Source organism: Ferrithrix thermotolerans DSM 19514 (genome assembly GCF_900128965.1).
Classification (GTDB): Bacteria; Actinomycetota; Acidimicrobiia; order Acidimicrobiales; family Acidimicrobiaceae; genus Ferrithrix; species Ferrithrix thermotolerans.
In genome coordinates this window covers 63153-81481 of record NZ_FQUL01000006.1, presented here as the reverse complement: position 1 = coordinate 81481, position 18329 = coordinate 63153, and the positions used below count along the sequence as shown (strand labels likewise).

The window sequence follows — 18329 nt, the reverse complement described above, 5'->3', positions numbered from 1 at the left end:
ATAATTCCTAGATACCATGGCCACCACAAACAAATCAATTCACTCGTGGAATTTGCACAACTATCGGGACACAACCGCTTTTCTCCTCGGTCACCGAGGCCCAAGTGGTATCTGAGCGCTAGCTGTAAGAACTATAACACCACCACCTAAAGCTCATGGCTCCCTATGTATCTATGAGTCCGCTAAAGTTCTTGACACCAAGATGTGACAACTTAGGAGAATGGTTCTTGCTCGATCAGCGAGCTGTCGGAACTTCTATCCAGAGAGATACTTGTCCTCAGAAGCTCCATAGAGTCCAAAGGCTAGAACAAGAGCAACGGCCCATAAAATAGGTGTACCGAAAACAGGAGGCCGTCCAGCCTATAGAACCAGGTCAAGCAGAGCTGGTAACCCCCAAGCTTTAGTCGAAGCTACGATCGGGTCACGCCTAAGAACTATCTGAAGTTAAAGATCCTCATCGTCGAACAATACTGGTGCCGATGGTCCATCACCGTCAAGTAAGTGAAAACTTGGGCGGCCAAAACTAAAATCGGCGTCCGTGACGGTTGCATCTTGGAGGTTCTGACTATCGGTTACCGGAAATATCACCGTGTCGTCATCTCTGAGTCGTGAAAACTCACTTGTGCCGATATCATAGCTATGATTGGCACCACGGTCCGTGTTCTCAGTGTCTAGCAAAGACCCTTGAAACTGCTCCTCTACGAAGGCATCTTTGACCTCAGACTCTGCGTTCGGACTAGCAGATACTGCAGATAAGGTCGAGTCAAGAGGTATGTCAAGGCTACTCTCGAGCCTCGAGACTAAGTCGAGAAGAGATGCTCTCATCTCTTCTTTTGCGGTAGATACAGACGCAGCCAGAGTACGGATCTCCTCCACCAAAGAAGAGCGGCGCTGCTCGAGAGAGCTAACCTCGTTAGCTAGTACCCTTGCTCGTTCCTCAACGAGCTGGTTCGCTTTCCGGTTCGCCTGCTCAATTAGTTCATCGGAGCGCCGTTTTGCCTCTTCTTGGATACGCTCGGCCTCTTGCTTGGCCTCTTCCACGGCCTGATCTGCAGCCTTTTGAGCCAGAAGAAGTGTTCTTTGAATAAGGTCGTTTCCAGACGATGACGGCTCAGAAGCGTTGCTAGAGACTACACGTCCCTCTGTAGCTGGAACAGATGTGGTCTTGGTAACAATAGGAGGATTTGCCTCGTAGCGAGCCAACTTGGCCTTAGCCTCTTGAAGTTGCATCTCTAGCACGTCGATTCCCCGGGCTACCTGCTCTAGAAACTCGTCAACGTCGTCTTGATGGTAACCGCGCATGCGCTCGCGGAACTCCACTTCACGCACCTGTTTCGAACTAATAGCCACCGATACTCCCTCCTTCGGGCCGAGAACCCTCAAGTCTCACCAGCTATACTATCGGCACGATTACCCATTGGATTAACAAAATGACCACCAATGGCGACAGATCAAAGGTCATCGGCCCAGACCCGATCCTCGGCATAACCCGCCTTACAGGCGCAAGAACCGGCTCTGTAAATCGACTAAGAAACATCTGTGTCTTATACAGAGCCGACTCAGGTGGAGACGGAAAGTACGATAGTACAATCTGAACCACGATGACTATGACATAAAGTTCCAATAAGGAACGAATTAGGGACTGTATCCCACCCATTTTAGTTACCTCGAAGTACTGCTCGTTCTGTAATACGCTCCATGTCTTCCTCAGTAACTTCAACCTTGGCCGGAGTTATCAAGTAGACCTGCTCAGCTACTTTCTTTATTTTACCCCCAAGCGCGTAAGTTAGACCTGAGCAAAAATCTATAACTCTCCTAGAGATCAAGGTATCAAGCCCCTCTATGTTCACGATTACCGGACGGCCACCTTTCATGTGATCGGCGATCTCTTGCACGTCGGCAAACTTTGAAGGAACGGCGAGATGTACCTTGGGACCGTCGCTTTTTAGAGGTCTAACTACGTTCGAACGTCTTTCAAACACCTGAGTAGGCTCTTCCTGAACCTCCCTCACCTTCGAGTGTAGCTCCTGGGAGCTGGGCATCTGTGGTGCTGGATATGTATAATGTTCCTTAACTTGCGGAGGCTCCTGAGTAAGAAGCTGGACCCTGGACTGAGGTTTTCTCTCCTCAGCAGCTCTAGATGCTCCGGCATAGACAAAAGCCTCTTCTCTGACCCTAGGTTCCTGCCCCAAGTTGTATTCCGAGCGAGGTTCCCGGTACTGCTGCGACCGAATAACCGGAGCTTCAAGCTCCTCTTCGTCATCGGTAATTCCGAGCCAGACCATTGCCTTATGAACAACGGATGCCATACAACTCCCCTATCTACTAGATCCAAATAAACTTACGCTGCCTTAGGGTTGGGCCTGGGCCCGAGCAAAACCCTACCTAATCGCAGATCGGTGGCCCCATACTCAAGTGCTAACTCGAAGTCGTCACTCATACCCATGGAACATCTCTTTAGACCGAACCCATCACTGAGATCTCGTAACAGTCTAAAGAACTCCGGTGCCCGGTACCCACTTGTGAGGGACGCAACACCCATCAGTCCGACCAAATTAATGTGCAACTCTTTGCACAGCTTGACAGCACTTTCAAGCTCGCTGCGGTCAAATCCATTTCTTCCGGCTACGTCGTCCGAACGAAGCTGCAAAAACACCTCTCCCCTGTAGTCGAGGTTAGCCAGATCGTGAAGCTCGCTCATACGAGACACTGAGTGGATAGCGTAGGCGACCTCTGTGATCTTCTTCAACTTTGAACGCTGAATACCTCCGATGAAGTGCCAGCGGACCTGCACCTCGTCAACCGCCTTCGAAGAGAGCTCTTGTTGATAGTTCTCTCCGAAGTCATACACCCCAAGCTCTTTCATCTTTATTACCATCTCAAGCGGAAAGCCTTTGGTGACGCAGATCAAACGCACCGACTTCGCCACCCCCGCCGCAGCTATCCTCTCTCGAACCTTTTCTAACCTCGTCTCTAACTCAGTTGTGGAGGGAAGCCCGAACCCTTGACTACTCTCCGACAACCCCAACCCCCAAAATAATCCTCTCCGTGGTGTCACCACCCCTATAAGAGAAAAAATCTCCACTACAGAGTGTACAGTCTTTTTCCTCGAAGATCATCTCAACCGCTTTAGTATCCAATATCTTTTCAACGCACGCAAAAAGGTCGAGATGTGACCCTCCATCTTTTGTAAAACAGTCTGCACCCAATACAGACCTCACCGTCTCAGAACTTTCACCTACGAACTCATAGCACCGGGCGCATATATGAGGGCCGACAACCGCCTCTAAATCGGTGGCGTGGTAGTCAGACCGCATCGTATCCACGGCGTTTGATATCACCCCTTTGACAAGGCCTCGCCAACCCGCATGAACCGCAGCAAATACGCCCTCTTTGGGGGCGTATAAAGCGATTGGGACACAGTCAGCCACCATAACCGAGGGCAGGATCGCTGGATCCTTGCTTACAAGAGCATCCACCTCAGGCACCAACTCCCATTTAGTAGAGACAGGAGCGACCGCACTCGAGTGACATTGAGATGCTTTGACGACAACCACGTCCTTTCTGATGATGACTGAGTAGATCTTCTTCATAAGATCAGAGTTCGAACGAACCTTTGATCCTAGAAACTGTGCTCTTACGTCGCCGTCCGTTCTCTCGGAGTAAAAGCACACTCCCCGTCCATCGCTAAAGGGTGCGATGCGCAACCTAGGCTACCTCAAAAATGGTGGAACGTCGTCATCGTCGTCGTCAAAGCTAGATTGAGTTGACACTGTGGTATGAATCTTTTTGGGTTCATCGGGCAAGGTAATGTAAGAGATATTGTCTGATTTTTTTGCGTTGTTTCGAGAACCACCTGTTATGTCTATCTGACCCGCCCCTTCAAAGCCAGCTGCGATAACCGTTACCCGAACCGAGTCTGCAAGGTAGTCGTCGATCACCGAACCCAGGATTATATTGGCATCGCTGTCGGAGGCGTCGTGGATTATCTTAGCTGCGTCGTTGAGCTCGTATAGGGTAAGGTCAGGACCTCCGGCGATGTTTATGAGGATACCCTTGGCTCCTTCAATAGAAGACTCAAGAAGAGGAGAGGTGATGGCGTTTCTGGCTGCTGTAAGCGCTTTATTTTCTCCTGTGGCAGTCCCTATCCCCATAATCGCAGTTCCCGCAGACTCCATGATGGTCTTCACGTCTGCGAAGTCCGTGTTTATGATGCCTGGAGTTGTAATTACATCGGTTATGCCTTGAACACCTTGCATTAAGATGTCGTCGGCCATCTTAAAGGCGCTCACCATGGTGGTCTTTTCGTTTGCGATATCCATGAGACGGTCGTTAGGGACCACGATCAGAGTATCTACATGTTCTTTGAGTTTCTCGATACCTTCATTGGCTTGTCGAGCCCGCACTCTACCTTCGAAGGCAAAGGGTCGGGTTACCACTCCGATAGTAAGCGCTCCAAGGCTCTTTGCGATCTGAGCTACCACTGGAGCACCGCCGGTTCCCGTCCCTCCGCCTTCCCCAGCTGTAATAAATACCATATCGGCGCCCTTTAGAGCCTCCTCGATCTCTTCCCTATGCTCCTCCGCAGCTGCAGCTCCTACAGCCGGATTAGAACCGGCACCTAGACCACGAGTTAGCTGCCTGCCAATGTCTAAGGTAACGTCAGCGTCACTCATGAGCAAAGCCTGTGCGTCTGTGTTGACCGCTATGAATTCCACGCCCTTTAGACCCGCTTCGATCATACGGTTGACTGCGTTTCCTCCACCGCCTCCAACACCAACAACCTTTATTACGGCAATGTAATTTTGAGCATCGCTTGCCATCTGAGTCCGCCTTCGTGCCAATTTTTCCAAATCTTAGAGACCTCTCACGGAGTCCAAAGAAGAACTCTGAGTGAGCGGTAAAGTTATCCAAAGATCTTACCCCTAACTTTACGGTTCGGCCTTCACATTGCGCATTCTTTCTAGCTAACAATACTCCAGCGTATAACCCTAAAGTTGACCTTTAACTAATCCAGCTCGTCGGCTCTGCTGTCGGATTTGAAGGTGACGTCACATCTACATATGACGGCCCACCTTTGCTACCAAAGGTAAGCTTCATTGCATCACAGATCCTGAGCTTTGCTGAGGCATCTGAGGCGCTGCCGAGTTTACAAACAAAATCCCCACCATCTGAGAGGTACAGATCGCCACTTATAGATACCCCCACATAACGATAGGCATTGAGCTCGGAAGAGGTCATCTCCCTCGCCACAGAGATAGCGGCTAACAGATAGGGCTGCACCTTATCCCCTATCGACAGCGGGTCCTGATAAAGTGAGCAGTTTCCAAACCCTGAACTTCCTAGAACACAGAGCTCTGGAAGAGGTGATGAAGATGTTGCCGAGATGGGCACTTGTGTAAAGACCGTACCGTCAGAGGACACCTCAGCCAGATGGCTATTTGAAACCCTAAGGGTAGCTACCGGCACCCTAACTCCGACATGGATTTCGAGGCTCGAGGGGAGGTGCTTCTTCACAGATACCTCGGATAGGAGAGGAGACCGCATTAGAGCGCTCGCAACCTCCTTTGAGCTAACAGAGAAGATGTTCTTGCCAATAAGCGTCTTTACCTGTGCGTCTACTAACGCCCTGACCCCTACGCTCCCACCTGAAAGAGCCACCTCCCTAACATCGAAGATCGGCGTTTGCGCAACTCCATAAACTCCCCCTGCAAGGATCATAGCCCCAAGGGAGCCGGTGAATAGGTACCGACGAAACCTCTTTGCCCTACGCAGCACCCATGCTCGGCGCTGTTTTATCTTGCCATGCATCATGAGGCCTCCTCCCCAAAACCTATAAGTTTGATCTCGGTGGCAAGCTCTACGCCAAATCCATCAAAGACCCGGCGCTTCACCTCCCTAATGACGCTAAGTACGTCCGTTGCGCTGCCTCCGCTATCTGCCTGAATGAAGTTCGCGTGTTTCTCAGACACATAAGCGCTACCGATTCGAAAACCCTTTAGTCCAAGCCGTTCAATCAGCTCGCCCGCCTTCATCGTCCCACTCGGATTTACAAACACCGAGCCAGCGTTTTGACCTCCGGGCTGATGCTCCCGGCGCCACCTTACGATCTCAGCTAGACGCCTCTTTGGAGCATCAGGGTCTTTGGCCTTAGCAAGGGAGATATCGACAGAGAGCACGACCTCGTTGTCTTTAATCGCTGAACGCCTATACCCTAAAGCCAACTCGGAACGGTGAAGCTCTCTCGCCTTAGCTCCGCCTCCTAGCTCCAAAACAGTAGCAGATACGATGCAGTCAGCGATCTCAGAACCGTGCCCCCCGGCGTTCATCCTTAGTGCCCCTCCGACACTCCCTGGCACACCGACCGCCCACTCAAAACCTGAAAGAGAGGCGGCAGCAGCCTTTCTTGCACTTACAGGGAGAAGAGCTGCTGCCCCGAGCCGAATGGTCGTAGTGTCTTTATGGAGAGTAATCTCGTCAAAGTCTCCCTCCAACTTCACCACTAGCCCATCAAAACCTGCGTCAGAGATCAACATGTTTGATCCGTTGCCAAGCACCATTACAGGAAACTCACCACGACAGCCCATCAGATAGTCACTTAGCAGGTACAGAGAGTCGACGTCGGTGATCTTCGCCAAGGCCTTGGCTCTGCCGCCGACTCTATAGGTCGTAAGCGCCCCAAACTCAGCCTGTACGGACACCTGCTTACCAAGCAGGTCATATAGATCCTCGGTCCACCTACTCATCTAAAGCCCCAAGTAGTTGAGGTCCATAGCCGCCACCTAGGTAAGCATTCATCTTCACCCCTAGATCGAGCCTTCCAGCGCAGAGATCTCACTCTCTAGTAGCGATATGTCACCGGCCCCTAACGACAAACACAGATCACCAGGTTGAAGCAGTGCTTTGACTGTCCTAGCGAGCTCTGAACGCCTTGGTTCATAGGTCACCTTCTCTCCTAGAACCGACCTTGCACCTTCGAAGACCGATTCCGCCGATACACCCGGTATGGGATCTTCCCCAGCACCGTATACCTCCGTTACCACCACTAGATCTGCAGCTCCTAAGGCCTCGCCAAGTTCACGGCCAAGGATCTTGGTTCTGGAGAAGCGATGAGGCTGAAACACCGCTACTACACGATTTGGTGATACCTGTCGGGCAGATTGGAGCGTCGCCCTTATCTCCGTAGGCAGATGCGCGTAGTCATCTACATAGCGCACCCCGTCTCTTACCCGCTTCAACTGAAAACGCCTAGCCACTCCAAGGTATCTCGACAAGGACCTTGCTGCTGATTCGAACTCTACTCCCAGCTGCATCGCCGCTCCGACCGCAGCGGTAGCGTTCAAAGCGTTGTGGACTCCCGGAACAGATAGGTCTATCTGTCCAAGCCTTTTCGTTCCCACAAATAGCTCAAAGGTGGTTAAATGTGGCGCAAGAGCGAGGTTGCGAATCCTCAAGTGAGCATCGTTGCTCGTCCCGTAACTAAGTACAGATAAACCCTCCGTTACCTTTCGAACCCCTTCGTCGTCGACACAAACGACCGCCGGAGTCTCCGACGCCTCGACAAAGGAGCGAAAGTCGCTATGGAGGCGCTCTATGGAACCAAAGTGCTCTAGGTGATCTACCTCAACGTTTGTTAGAACCGAAAGGTGAGGCGTTATCCTCAGAAACGTTCCATCGCTCTCGTCTGCCTCTACCACAAAGTACCTTCCTCCGCCCGAGCGACCGGAGGTTCCTACTTCGTTTAACTCACCACCTACCAGGTAACTAGGGTCAAACTCTGCATTTAGGAGAATCAAAGAGAGCATGGAAGTGGTGGTCGTCTTTCCATGGGTACCCCCGACCAACACTGCACTTTGATCGGACACGACCTCAGATAGAAGCTCTGCGCGACTTAGAACCCTTAGACCCTTTGAGACGCCGTATAGTATCTCAGGGTTGTTCTTCGCTATGGCGCTAGAGTACGCCACGATAGTTGCCCCATCTACATGTTCGGCCTTATGGCCCAAGTAGATCTCTGCTCCTTCAGCCCTAAGACGATCCAGGGTCACCGAGTCTCGTAGATCAGAGCCACTGACTGAAATGTTTCGCTGCAAAAGGATCGTCGCCAGCGCCGACATTCCTGAGCCGCCGACTCCGACTATGTGTACCTTTTCAGAGCTATCGAACATCTCTAGTTACCCTCCATCCCCGAAGCAGACCCAGTGCACAGCCCAAGGGCACAAGCTGCAATCCGATCAGCTGAATCCGTTCGTCCACGGTGCTTTGCAGCCTCTGCCATCGAGATCCGCTTTTTTTGATCGAGAAGCAGTCCCCAGACTACCTCCGTAAGTCTTCCGGCGAGATTGGGACCTTCTTCAACCATCTCCGCAGCACCCAACTCTCTGGCGTAGTTGGCGTTTAGCCACTGATGATTCTTTGGAGCGTCGGGAAGCGGCACGAAGACGGATGGCACTCCCAAACAAAAAAGCTCAAACAGTGTCGACGTACCGGCTCTTGAGACGACCAAGTCCGCCGCTGCAAGCCAGAGGTATAGGTTTGGATCAAAGTCTTTCTCCAGATACTCGACGAAGACGAGAGGGATTTTCAGCTCATTGGTTACCCCGTTTCTCTTTCCCTGAAAGTGAACCACCTTCAAAGGAAAAGAACTAGGGGTATTCCTCATTAGATCCTCAAACGACTCTAAGACCCTACAAACGGCAGAGTTGATCGATTTAGCCCCCAGGGACCCACTTGTAATAACGAGCAAAACCTGGGATGCATCGACACCAAGGGCTGCTCTAGCAGCCGCTTTGGCTCCCTCCTTAGCCCTTACAAGCTCGACGACCTCTTTCCTTATAGGGTTGCCGACAACTTGAGCGACATCCCTCTTTCTTCCAGGTACCTCAGTCGTATCAAAGGCCAGAAGCACCTTATCAGCAAAGAGGGAAACTACCTGATTGGCACGACCCAGCACCACATTTTGCTCCACAACCACTACATTGGCCCCTAGCACTTTGGCCCAGATGGAACCCACTAACGAGTAGAACCCTCCGAAGGTGACGACCACCTTGGGTCTTCGCTTGGTGATTGGGATCAATATCGCAACTGAAGCCTTGGCGGTTGCGTAGATAAATCGCAGGAGATGTCTAAGTGATCGCTTAGCCGAGAGCCCATGAGCTCTGTAACGGACTACGTCGTGTTGGCTCTCAGGAAGAAGCTCTCTATCTATGTCGGTGTTTGCGGTTAGATAAGTGATCGAGTCACAGCCACTCGACATCAGTGCCTCCGCGACCGAGACAGCCGCCATGATATGTCCCGCCGTACCTCCGGCGGCAACCATAACACCCTTACGGCTCTTAGATGAAGTGCGACGCTTTAGATCTATCACGGCCACTCCTACTCGACCATAGAGTTAGCCGAGCCGCCACTTAGACGGAGGCTATTGATGTAATGGATTATGGCTTTTGACGCAATGAGCTTCACTGTGTAACCTCGGCTGTGGTTTTTCGTGGGGAGCCACTTTGATTCTTTCTGACCGCCTTCGCTAGCGATCCTCTAACGAGGCCTAAAGCTACGAGCAAGATAACCGTTGAGGAGCCACCAGCCGAAACAAGTGGAAGGGGTACCCCAGTTACAGGAAGGAGTCCCTCCACGGCGCCGACGTTGAGAAACACCTGTGCTCCCACCCAAAAGGCGACTCCGTAGCAGAACACCGCATCCATCTTGTTAGTTGCTAAGGTCGAGGCCCGAAACAACAGCACCACGAGCGCTACAAATACCAAGAGAACAAAAAGAGCTCCTATGAGTCCGAGGTTCTGACCGATCACGGCAAATATGAAGTCAGTCTGCGCATTTGGAACAAAGTTGTAGCTGCTCTGGCCGACGCCAACTCCAACACCGGTGAGATGTGCGGTGGCAAAGGCCGCAAGAGCCTGAACCTCTTGATAGCTAGAGGTGTGACGATTAGTCCAAGGGTGTAAGAAGGCTAGAATTCTTTGAACCCTGTAAGGCTTCGCAACCGCAAGGGCAGCGGCGCTTAGGACTCCTCCTCCTGCTATTAGGTAGAGTTCTTTAGATCTGGTACCGCTACCGATAAGAACCGCAAAGGCAATCACCCCTACCAATGCAGAGGTACCAAGATCTGGCTCTATAACAATAAGTCCAGACATCAAAGCCGCAACCACTAGGACCGGTAAGCTACGCTGCCTAAAGGGTAACGATGAATCGCGCCTTGAAAGCAGTGAGGAAGCAAACAAAACCAGTACCAACTTTGCCGACTCCGAAGGTTGCACCTGAAGGGAACCGAACCCCAACCATCTGCTGGAGCCGTATACGCTCTGACCAACCCCGGGAACCAATACCGCCCCAAGGGCAGCGATGGTCGCAAGCAAAAGCACTGGAGCTAGCTTTGTCAGGCGGCTTGGCGAGATCTTGGAGAACAGTACCATTAGAAAGAGTCCGATCACTATCCACATAACCTGATGAGTAATGGCGGAGTAAGGTTTGTAAGAGTTGGCGACCGATACAAAGTAAGTGGCAGAGAACACCATGACAAGCCCAAAACCCACAAGAAACAGCGCAATCCAAAAAACAGCTCTGTAGATATCCAGCTCTGTGGAGTTAGCAGAGAATAACCGTAGCTTTCCCTTCATAAGTCAGCGCCCTCCCGCCACCTTGAACACCTTGTCTTTAAAGTCAAGCCCTCTCTGGCCGTAGTTTTCGTACCAGTCAAAAGACGTATTTGCCGGCGACAAAAGCACGACATCGCCTCGATGAGCAGAGCTGTATCCCTTCCTGACCGCCTCTTCCATGGACCACGCCATCTCACAAGCGACATGTTCGCTAGAGAAGATCTGTGCTAACGTCTCAGCAACCTCACCAAAGACCACTACCTTCTTTAATCGGTCTTTTACCTTTAGGAGTTCGTGAAGATCAAGGCCTTTGTTTCTACCCCCAGCTAGAAGCACTACCGATGAGAACGCCTCCACTGCCGCAATAGTCGCTGCGGGCGAGGTTGCCTTGGAGTCGTTATAAAACTGAACACCTTCAATAGAGGCGACAAACTCCACTCTGTGCTCAAAGCCAGCGAAAGACCTAACGTACTCCGAGACAGCGTCCATCGGTGCTCCAACCTCTAATGCTGCAGCTGCGGCACAAAGCAGGTTTGCTGTCTCGTGGGGAATATGTCTAGCTAGCTCAGAGATCCTTGCGAGTGGCCCCTGAGGGGTCATCAGGATCTCACCGCCTACAACGCAGAACTCAGCTTCTTTCTCCAAGGAGAAGTACACCTCCCTCACGCCGCTTGACCGTTCAGAAGATAGAACCTCCGCGTCATCTGCGTTAATTACTCTTAGGTCTTTGCTCCCTTGGTTATTCCAGATCCTTTCCTTTGCAGCCTTGTAGTTCTTTAGAGAACCATGAACATCTAGATGATCTGGGGCGAAGTTGGTCCAGATTGCGACGTCTAGGTGAAGCTCTGTAGTTCTTTCCAGCTGAAAGGAGCTTAGCTCTACGACCTTGATCCCATCTTGAGTGGCGACCTTTGAAAAAGGAACCCCTATGTTTCCAGCCGCTACGGCTGGGATCTCCGCCAGGTCCAACATGTTTGATATCATCTGGGTAACCGAGGTCTTGCCGTTAGTCCCGGTCACTCCTATCAAAGTCCCCTTAGAGAGCCGGTATCCTAGCTCAACCTCCCCTATAACTTCGGTATGATTCGAGATGAGCTCCGGCAGTGGAGTAAATCCCGGCGAAAGCACAACCAACGTTGGCCAACTGCTAGAGAAGGTCTGAAGGAACGACCTCTGTGTTCCAAAAAACACAACCTTTGAGTAAGACTGAGGCGTCCAGGACGACCCTTTCACGCCGTCATCGACGACACAGATAGCCGCTGCAATCTCGCCAAGCGCACTAACGGCGCCTTGCCCAGAGGTCCCAGCCCCTACGACCAAAACCCTTCTTAGATCGAGTGGTGAACCTCTCATCTTAGAGTCGTCGTCCCAAGCGAAAGGAAGTCAGCATAAAACACACCCAAGCCAAGTGCCGTAAACAAAGCGGCCAAAATCCAAAGCCTGATTAGCACCGTCGTCTCAGGCCATCCAAGCAACTCAAAGTGATGGTGGATCGGAGCCATTCGAAGAACCCTTTTATGAAAAACCCGAAATGAAAATACTTGCGCAATTACAGAGAGCGTCTCTATGACAAATAGACCTGCCAATATCACCAGCAAAAGATCAAGTTGCATGACAAGGGCTAGTCCTCCAAGTGTTGCACCTATCGCCAAGGACCCTGTATCTCCCATGAATATCTTGGCGGGCGGTGCGTTCCACCACAAAAATCCTGCCAGCGCTCCTACCATCGAGACCGATACGATCGCCTCGTCTAAGGTGTGGGGCACCTTGTAGATTGGAAAATGACGAAACTGCCAGTATCCGAGGATTGCAAAAGTTGCGAAGCTAAAGATCGATGAGCCCGCCGCTAAACCGTCCAGTCCATCGGTGAGGTTGACTGCGTTCGATGCTCCCACCACCACTAAAGTGGCAAAAACTATCCAACCGACGGTTCCAAGCTGAATGTTGAAGCTACTTTCACGGTCGAAGGTGATCTCAGTAGGCACGTGAGCCCAGTAGTGTGCTGCGATGGCAAATGCTAGGGCTATGAGAAACTGCATAGAGAACTTGCCAGCCTTTGTCAGCCCAAGACTCCGCCGGTTTCGGATCTTTATAAAGTCATCTAAAAATCCGGTAAAGCCAGTAAGGATAGCCAAAGATACAAGGAGCAAGCCGTCCCGAGTAAAACCTTCGCCGAGGTTTCCATGGGCGGCCAGATACCCCAAAACCATCCCCAAAATAATCGCTATCCCACCCATGGTAGGGGTGCCCGCCTTAACCATGTGATCCTTGGGGCCGTCTTCTCGAATCTGTTGTCCCACCCCCCTTTGGGTAAAGCGATCTATGAGGTAGGGCATCACAAAGCTCGAGACTAACAGCGAGACGGCTCCTGCTACAAGTATCGAGATCAACGAGACTCCCTTAGGTGGCTCAGTACAATGGTTCTTGCCACCTCGGTGTCGTCGAAAGCTATCTCCTCGTCCTTTATGATCTGACGGCGCTCATGGCCTTTACCGGCGATTAGAACGACGTCTCCGGGTCTAGCGAGTCGGATCGCCCTAGCGATCGCCTCCCGTCTATCTAAAACCGTCTCCACCTCAGCCCCTGGGACCACCCCAGAGCGTACCTCAGCAGCTATCTCAGATGGATCTTCGCTGCGAGGATTATCGTTAGTAATCACCACGTGCGCAGAGAGCGTGGACGCCACCCTGCCCATCTCAGGCCGCTTGTAGCGGTCTCGATCTCCCCCGCAACCAAAGACCGTGATCAGCCGTCCACCTACCTCCAGCCGTAGAGAGAGCGCCTCTAGCACCGCCTTCATCGCTGCCGGAGTATGCGCATAGTCAATTACGACGTCGAAAGGCTGCCCCTCATCGATAAACTCCAGTCGGCCTTTAGGTTCTCCTGCGTCCTCCAAAGACTCCGCTATCTCATCAAGACCGAACCCAAGCCCCTCTAGGGTTGCAACCACAACCAAAAGGTTTGCAAGATTGTGAACCCCCACTAAAGGCGAGTGAAATTTTCTACCTCGATAGGTGAACTCTGTTCCCTCACCACTTAGGCGATAGCCTTCAACGTCTTGCATCCCTACCGGTCTAAGGGGGACGTTTGCCTCACGAATAACCCTTTGACCATAGGGGTCCGAGGAGTAAATGACCGCCTCTTTCACGGAAGTAGGGTCCAGGAAGAGTTTGAGTTTTGCCTGATAGTAGTTCTCCATAGAGCCATGCACGTCTAGATGGTCTTGGGAAAGGTTAGTAAATATCGCAATCTCAAAGCGCACGAAGTCGGTTCGATGTCTATCCAGCGCGATAGAGGACACCTCGATGGCTCCAAATCTTTTCCCCTCCGAGATAAACTCCCGCAACCGCCGTTGAAGCTGGGGAGCCTCAGGCGTAGTGAGGCGACCCCAGAGGGTTCCAAGTTCACCACATCGCTCGCCTAAGTGCTCAAGTGCCTGGGAGAGAAGATGGACAACCGTGGTCTTTCCGTTGGTTCCAGTTACACCTATAACCCTTAGCTCTTTGGAAGGCTCGCCGTATATGAGCGAAGCGGCACGCGCAACCTCTCGTCTTACATGCGACTCCGGAACGACTAGCTGAGGAACAGAAAGCTTGCGCTCGTCGCTTAGAAGAATTGCAGTTGCTCCACGGGATATCGCCTCATCGATGTAGTTATGTCCATCCCGTCTGTCGCCACGAACAGCCGCAAAGATAGAGTTAGGCGTCACCTCGTGATGATCGAGGTAAATCTCCCTGAGAAAAAGATCTTCACCGCCACCGAGCAAACGGGAGTTCGGTACAGCCTTTTGCAAACTCTTTAGATCGATACCACGACTTCTATCATCACTCGATAACAAAACATCCCCAAGGTCAAATCCGTCGGCTTCTTCAAGATAAAACCGTTCTCGACCCTCTAACTCTACCGAGCAAAGCGTAGCCATCCTGCCCCGCCTACTGTATCCCTGGAAGGAAAGCTTGAACCATTACCACCCTTAGAAGTCGTGGTACTTATGTTGGGAACTACTTTGGGTGCAGCTCCGACTATCTCTCCGTTTGGCTCGATACCATAGCGCTGTAAGGCATATGTCATGATCTGAGAGAACACTGGTGCCGCTACGGATCCTCCATATATCGGCGTCGGTTGATTCAACTCCACTATGGCAGAGAGAACCGGATTAGAAGCAGGAACGAAACCGACGAAGGTGCCCCAGAACGCTCCGGGCTGATATCCCGGCAAACTTGGCCAGGGCTTTTGGGAGGTTCCTGTCTTCCCCGCAACCTGATATCCTGCGATAGCCGCCGCTGGTGCGGTGCCGTTTGCTTTGACCGCATTTTCAAATAGAGATCGCATCTCCGAGGCTACCTTCGCTGAGACGATCCGCTTCGGTGGTCTGGAGTACGGCGTTATGCTTTGACCGTTTGGTTCGATGATCTTTTCAACCAGCTTTGGAGTGACCATCACTCCACCGTTGGCCACTGCGTTATATGAGTCCAGAACCTGTAGTGGGGTAACGGCCTCATCTTGGCCGATAGGGACTGAACCGATAGCAGTTCCTGACCAGGTCGCAGGATTTTTCAAGAACCCATAGGTCTCCCCTGGAAAGTTGAGTCCCGTGCTCTGACCCCATCCATATCTGGCAAACGACTTTGTAATGATGTACTTGCCAAGCTTCTCAGCGATCATGATCGTGCCGATGTTAGATGACTGCCCTAGGATCTGTCCCACGGGCATGATCTCTGTAGGATGCGGTTCAGCGTCGTGAAAGCGGGCGCCATCGATGTAGAGTTGGTCCGGAACGAGGAACTTCGACGTCGGGGTAATTACATGGTGCTCCAGGGCTGCAGTAAAGGTCGCTATCTTAGCCACGGACCCAGGCTCATAGACGCTATCGACCGCAGTATTGACCCACGACTCGGTGGGAAGCGACACCGTTGCGTCTACCGGGGTAGCACCTTGAGGGAATCCTTTGGGAGTAGCAGGAGTACCAGGGAGCGGCGGCGCACTTAGAGAGACCATCGCTAAGATCTGGCCGGTCTTCACATCCATCACAACGGCCGTTCCACCGATCGCCCTTGAGACCTCCATTTCAGAGGCTAACACCTTCTCCACGTAGTACTGAAGCGTAGAGTCCAAAGTAAGCTTTAGGGTCGATCCCGGAACGGGAGGCTTATAGGACACTACTCCGTCTGGAACAGCGATGTTGGTGTTGGTAACCTTGTAGGTCTCTGAACCCGAAGTGCCCTGTAGCTGAGAGTTGTATTGGTACTCAAGTCCAGATATACCCTGTCCGAAGGTGTTTGTCTGACCGATCACAGCCTCAGCAAGCGGCTCCTGCGGATAAACCCTCTCACTCTCTTGGATAAGTGTTATCCCTGGTAACTTGGACTCATCTATTAGCTGCTGCAAGGACGCAGAGATAGTGTGTGGGACGAGTCTTTTGATGTACTCAAACTGACCAGGCATAATAAGAAGGTCCCGTATCTGGGCCTGACCCATCCCAAGCAAGGGCGACAGCAGCGCAGCCTCGGCCTCTGGATTGGTAACCTGCTGTGGGTCAGCAACGACCGACTTGAGATTAACCGAAAACGCTAGCGGTTTTCCATAACGGTCTTCGATCTCCCCCCTCGCCGCAGGGATCGTCACGGTCTTTAGTACCTCTGAGTTTGCATAGCCAAGTATTTGAGAGTCTGGGAGCATAGTCACTCTAACCAACTGCCCAAAGAGAAATAGAAAGCCTATAAGAGAGCCTGCTATCGTTACAGAAACTCTTTTTCTCAAAGACGAAGTATTAGATCTTTTAGCCAACCTTCGTACTCCTTGAGCTACTTGGTGCCACCTGATATCCTGCTGGTAGGGGTACCTGGCTTTGAGCTAGAGGGATTTTCGTCACACTTTGACCACCAGAGATTGAGGATCCTCCCACAACTGAGCTCTGAGTGGGTGGAACAAGGTTCAACCTGTGTTCCGCATAGGCTATGACGCGACTTGGAGAAGAGAGCTGCCCGACCTTTAGGAGAAGACTCTGTTGCTGATCAGAGGCCTTAGCGATCTGACTCTGCACACTTTGAAGTCTTAGCTGCATGGCCGCCATCTCTGCGCGAGCCAAGACAGCGACGAACAGTGCGGCAAGAACAACGGACCCAAGGAGAAATGGGGTGATTCGGCTACGAATCTGATCTATGCGGCGATGTCTCTCAAGCACCTTGAGCTTGGGTGGAGTATAAGCAGGAGACCTCGGCTGCAGTCGATCGGTAGCGTAGCCCTTAGAACTCTGGTTAACGTCAAACTGAGACTTTGCCATCATATACCTCTCACTTCTTCTTGGTGTAACCTCTGAATAGCCCTCAGCTTTGCGCTTCTGGCTCTTGGGTTAGAAGAGACTTCGTCCTCGGTCGCAACAATGGGCCGTCTCGTCAATGCCTTGGCCCATCTCGTCTTTCCACACACACATGGAAGCTGGGGTGGGCAAGAGCATCTATCCGTCGTGGCCTCTCTCATGAACAACTTCACCAGCCGGTCTTCTCCTGAGTGGTAGGAGATAACAACGACCACTCCACCTGGAACGACTAGGGACTTGCAACTTTCAAGTAACTCCTGAAGTTGCTTGAACTCTTGATTTACCTCTATTCGAATAGCCTGAAAAACGGTGGTTGCAGGGTGTATGTGGAAAGATACCGCCTTTTTAGGGATCGCTTTGCGCACCAGCTCCGCAAGCTCATCGGTATAGCTGATAGGTCGGTTCTCCACGATAGTTCTAGCAACTCTGCCAGCAAAGGCGACGTCACCGTATCTGCGAAAAATTGCGACTAGCTCCTCCTGGGAGTACTGGTTCACAACCTCATATGCGCTAAGACTCTGACTTCGATCCATCCTCATATCGAGTATGGCGTGTCCTGTGAGAGAAAATCCTCTCTCCTCTTCGTTGAAGTGTCGGGACGATACCCCAAGATCCGCTATCACCCCCACGAAGCGCCGGGCCGCCTTGGAGTCACGAGAGACACTATACGCATAAGAGGCGACATCGCTGTGTACGATCTCCACACGTCCGCCGAATCTCTTTAGCCTCTTAGTGGCAGCTTCGATCGCCTCTTCATCTCGATCTACGGCCACTGCATATAGGTCGTCTCTATGGGAGAGAAGAGCCTCGGTATGTCCCCCTCCGCCCAGAGTCGCATCTAGATAGGTTCCTCCAGGGGCAAGATCAAAGACGTCAAGGACCTCTTGAGTCATCACAGGACGGTGATACTCCTTTGTCGTCAAGCTCCTCACCTCCCCTCGCGTTCTATGGATGACTCCTGAGCTGAGTAGCTTTCCCAGACCGATGGGTCCCATAGTTCGATACGTTCGAGAACTCCCTGGACAGATACCTCTTTGACCAGCGAGGCGCTTTGTCTAAGTGGAGCCGGTACCGGCATACGACCGGTTCTATCTATTTCGACCTCAAATGTTCCCTTCAGCCAGCTGCGTAAGCGAAGTCTCGTTGCAGCGTCGTCCCAGGAGTCTGGGTTGATCTTCTCTGTGAAGGCTTCGTAGTCCTGCGGCGTCCAGATCACGAGGCATGGATCCCCGTACTGACTTGGAGTGATAAAGCATCGGTCTTCAAAGAAAGTCCGAAATCGCGCAGGAAGAGTGATTCGGCCCTTTGGGTCAAGGGTATGCGCATAGGCTCCAAAGAACCTTGGCCTCTGCACTCCTTCAGTCACTCGGCTACCTCAAACCTTCCCAATCACCCACTTC

At 51.9% G+C, this 18329-nt stretch carries 18 protein-coding genes; all 18 read right to left on the bottom strand.

The window, feature by feature from the left end:
* Nucleotides 1-444: 444 nt before the first annotated feature.
* The 18 genes from BUA24_RS03645 to mraZ all read right to left on the bottom strand — a co-directional run bounded on the left by BUA24_RS03645 (nucleotide 445) and on the right by mraZ (nucleotide 18295).
* On the bottom strand, nucleotides 445-1350 hold the full coding sequence (locus BUA24_RS03645; protein ID WP_072788805.1) for a DivIVA domain-containing protein: 906 nt from the start codon (nucleotides 1348-1350) through the stop codon (nucleotides 445-447).
* 43 nt (nucleotides 1351-1393) lie between these two features.
* The gene (locus BUA24_RS03640) at nucleotides 1394-1657 is read right to left on the bottom strand and encodes a YggT family protein (protein WP_072788803.1); all 264 of its coding nucleotides are present in this window, start codon (nucleotides 1655-1657) and stop codon (nucleotides 1394-1396) included.
* A gap of 1 nt (nucleotide 1658) precedes the next feature.
* Nucleotides 1659-2309 carry a cell division protein SepF gene (locus tag BUA24_RS03635; protein ID WP_072788801.1) on the bottom strand — a complete coding sequence of 217 codons (651 nt, stop codon included), beginning with the start codon at nucleotides 2307-2309 and terminating at the stop codon, nucleotides 1659-1661.
* Between the two features lie 32 nt (nucleotides 2310-2341).
* Entirely contained in the window at nucleotides 2342-3022 is a 681-nt protein-coding gene (locus BUA24_RS03630) for a YggS family pyridoxal phosphate enzyme (protein ID WP_178138690.1), read from the bottom strand.
* The gene (locus BUA24_RS03625) at nucleotides 3009-3707 is read right to left on the bottom strand and encodes a purine nucleoside phosphorylase YfiH/LACC1 family protein (protein WP_072788797.1); all 699 of its coding nucleotides are present in this window, start codon (nucleotides 3705-3707) and stop codon (nucleotides 3009-3011) included. The genes BUA24_RS03630 and BUA24_RS03625 overlap by 14 nt, the downstream gene beginning before the upstream one ends.
* A gap of 6 nt (nucleotides 3708-3713) precedes the next feature.
* Nucleotides 3714-4823: a cell division protein FtsZ gene (gene ftsZ / locus BUA24_RS03620; protein ID WP_072788795.1), complete on the bottom strand. Its 1110-nt coding sequence runs from the start codon at nucleotides 4821-4823 to the stop codon at nucleotides 3714-3716.
* Between the two features lie 181 nt (nucleotides 4824-5004).
* A complete protein-coding gene (locus BUA24_RS03615; protein WP_072788793.1) occupies nucleotides 5005-5814 on the bottom strand; it encodes a cell division protein FtsQ/DivIB in 810 nt (269 codons plus the stop codon).
* Nucleotides 5811-6746 carry a UDP-N-acetylmuramate dehydrogenase gene (gene murB / locus BUA24_RS03610; RefSeq protein ID WP_072788792.1) on the bottom strand — a complete coding sequence of 312 codons (936 nt, stop codon included), beginning with the start codon at nucleotides 6744-6746 and terminating at the stop codon, nucleotides 5811-5813. The genes BUA24_RS03615 and murB overlap by 4 nt, the downstream gene beginning before the upstream one ends.
* A 60-nt stretch (nucleotides 6747-6806) precedes the next feature.
* Nucleotides 6807-8168, bottom strand: a complete 1362-nt coding sequence (gene murC, locus BUA24_RS03605) for a UDP-N-acetylmuramate--L-alanine ligase (protein ID WP_072788790.1) — start codon at nucleotides 8166-8168, stop codon at nucleotides 6807-6809.
* A 2-nt stretch (nucleotides 8169-8170) separates the two neighbouring features.
* Complete coding sequence (locus BUA24_RS03600; protein ID WP_072788788.1) at nucleotides 8171-9367, bottom strand: UDP-N-acetylglucosamine--N-acetylmuramyl-(pentapeptide) pyrophosphoryl-undecaprenol N-acetylglucosamine transferase; 1197 nt, start codon at nucleotides 9365-9367, stop codon at nucleotides 8171-8173.
* Between the two features lie 91 nt (nucleotides 9368-9458).
* Complete coding sequence (locus BUA24_RS03595) at nucleotides 9459-10631, bottom strand: FtsW/RodA/SpoVE family cell cycle protein (RefSeq protein ID WP_072788787.1); 1173 nt, start codon at nucleotides 10629-10631, stop codon at nucleotides 9459-9461.
* A 3-nt stretch (nucleotides 10632-10634) separates the two neighbouring features.
* Nucleotides 10635-11963 (bottom strand): UDP-N-acetylmuramoyl-L-alanine--D-glutamate ligase, encoded by a 1329-nt coding sequence (gene murD, locus BUA24_RS03590; protein ID WP_072788785.1) that lies wholly within the window; start codon nucleotides 11961-11963, stop codon nucleotides 10635-10637.
* A complete protein-coding gene (mraY, locus tag BUA24_RS03585) occupies nucleotides 11960-12946 on the bottom strand; it encodes a phospho-N-acetylmuramoyl-pentapeptide-transferase (RefSeq protein ID WP_419187293.1) in 987 nt (328 codons plus the stop codon). Before mraY ends, murD begins: the two co-directional genes overlap by 4 nt.
* A 50-nt stretch (nucleotides 12947-12996) precedes the next feature.
* The gene (locus BUA24_RS03580) at nucleotides 12997-14532 is read right to left on the bottom strand and encodes a UDP-N-acetylmuramoyl-L-alanyl-D-glutamate--2,6-diaminopimelate ligase (RefSeq protein WP_084660160.1); all 1536 of its coding nucleotides are present in this window, start codon (nucleotides 14530-14532) and stop codon (nucleotides 12997-12999) included.
* A complete protein-coding gene (locus BUA24_RS03575; RefSeq protein WP_072788782.1) occupies nucleotides 14511-16397 on the bottom strand; it encodes a peptidoglycan D,D-transpeptidase FtsI family protein in 1887 nt (628 codons plus the stop codon). Before BUA24_RS03575 ends, BUA24_RS03580 begins: the two co-directional genes overlap by 22 nt.
* Nucleotides 16390-16893 (bottom strand): FtsB/FtsL family cell division protein, encoded by a 504-nt coding sequence (locus BUA24_RS03570; RefSeq protein WP_143146369.1) that lies wholly within the window; start codon nucleotides 16891-16893, stop codon nucleotides 16390-16392. The genes BUA24_RS03575 and BUA24_RS03570 overlap by 8 nt, the downstream gene beginning before the upstream one ends.
* Entirely contained in the window at nucleotides 16893-17852 is a 960-nt protein-coding gene (gene rsmH, locus BUA24_RS03565) for a 16S rRNA (cytosine(1402)-N(4))-methyltransferase RsmH (protein ID WP_178138689.1), read from the bottom strand. The genes BUA24_RS03570 and rsmH overlap by 1 nt, the downstream gene beginning before the upstream one ends.
* 5 nt (nucleotides 17853-17857) lie before the next feature.
* Entirely contained in the window at nucleotides 17858-18295 is a 438-nt protein-coding gene (mraZ, locus tag BUA24_RS03560) for a division/cell wall cluster transcriptional repressor MraZ (protein ID WP_072788778.1), read from the bottom strand.
* Between the last annotated feature and the right edge of the window lie 34 nt (nucleotides 18296-18329).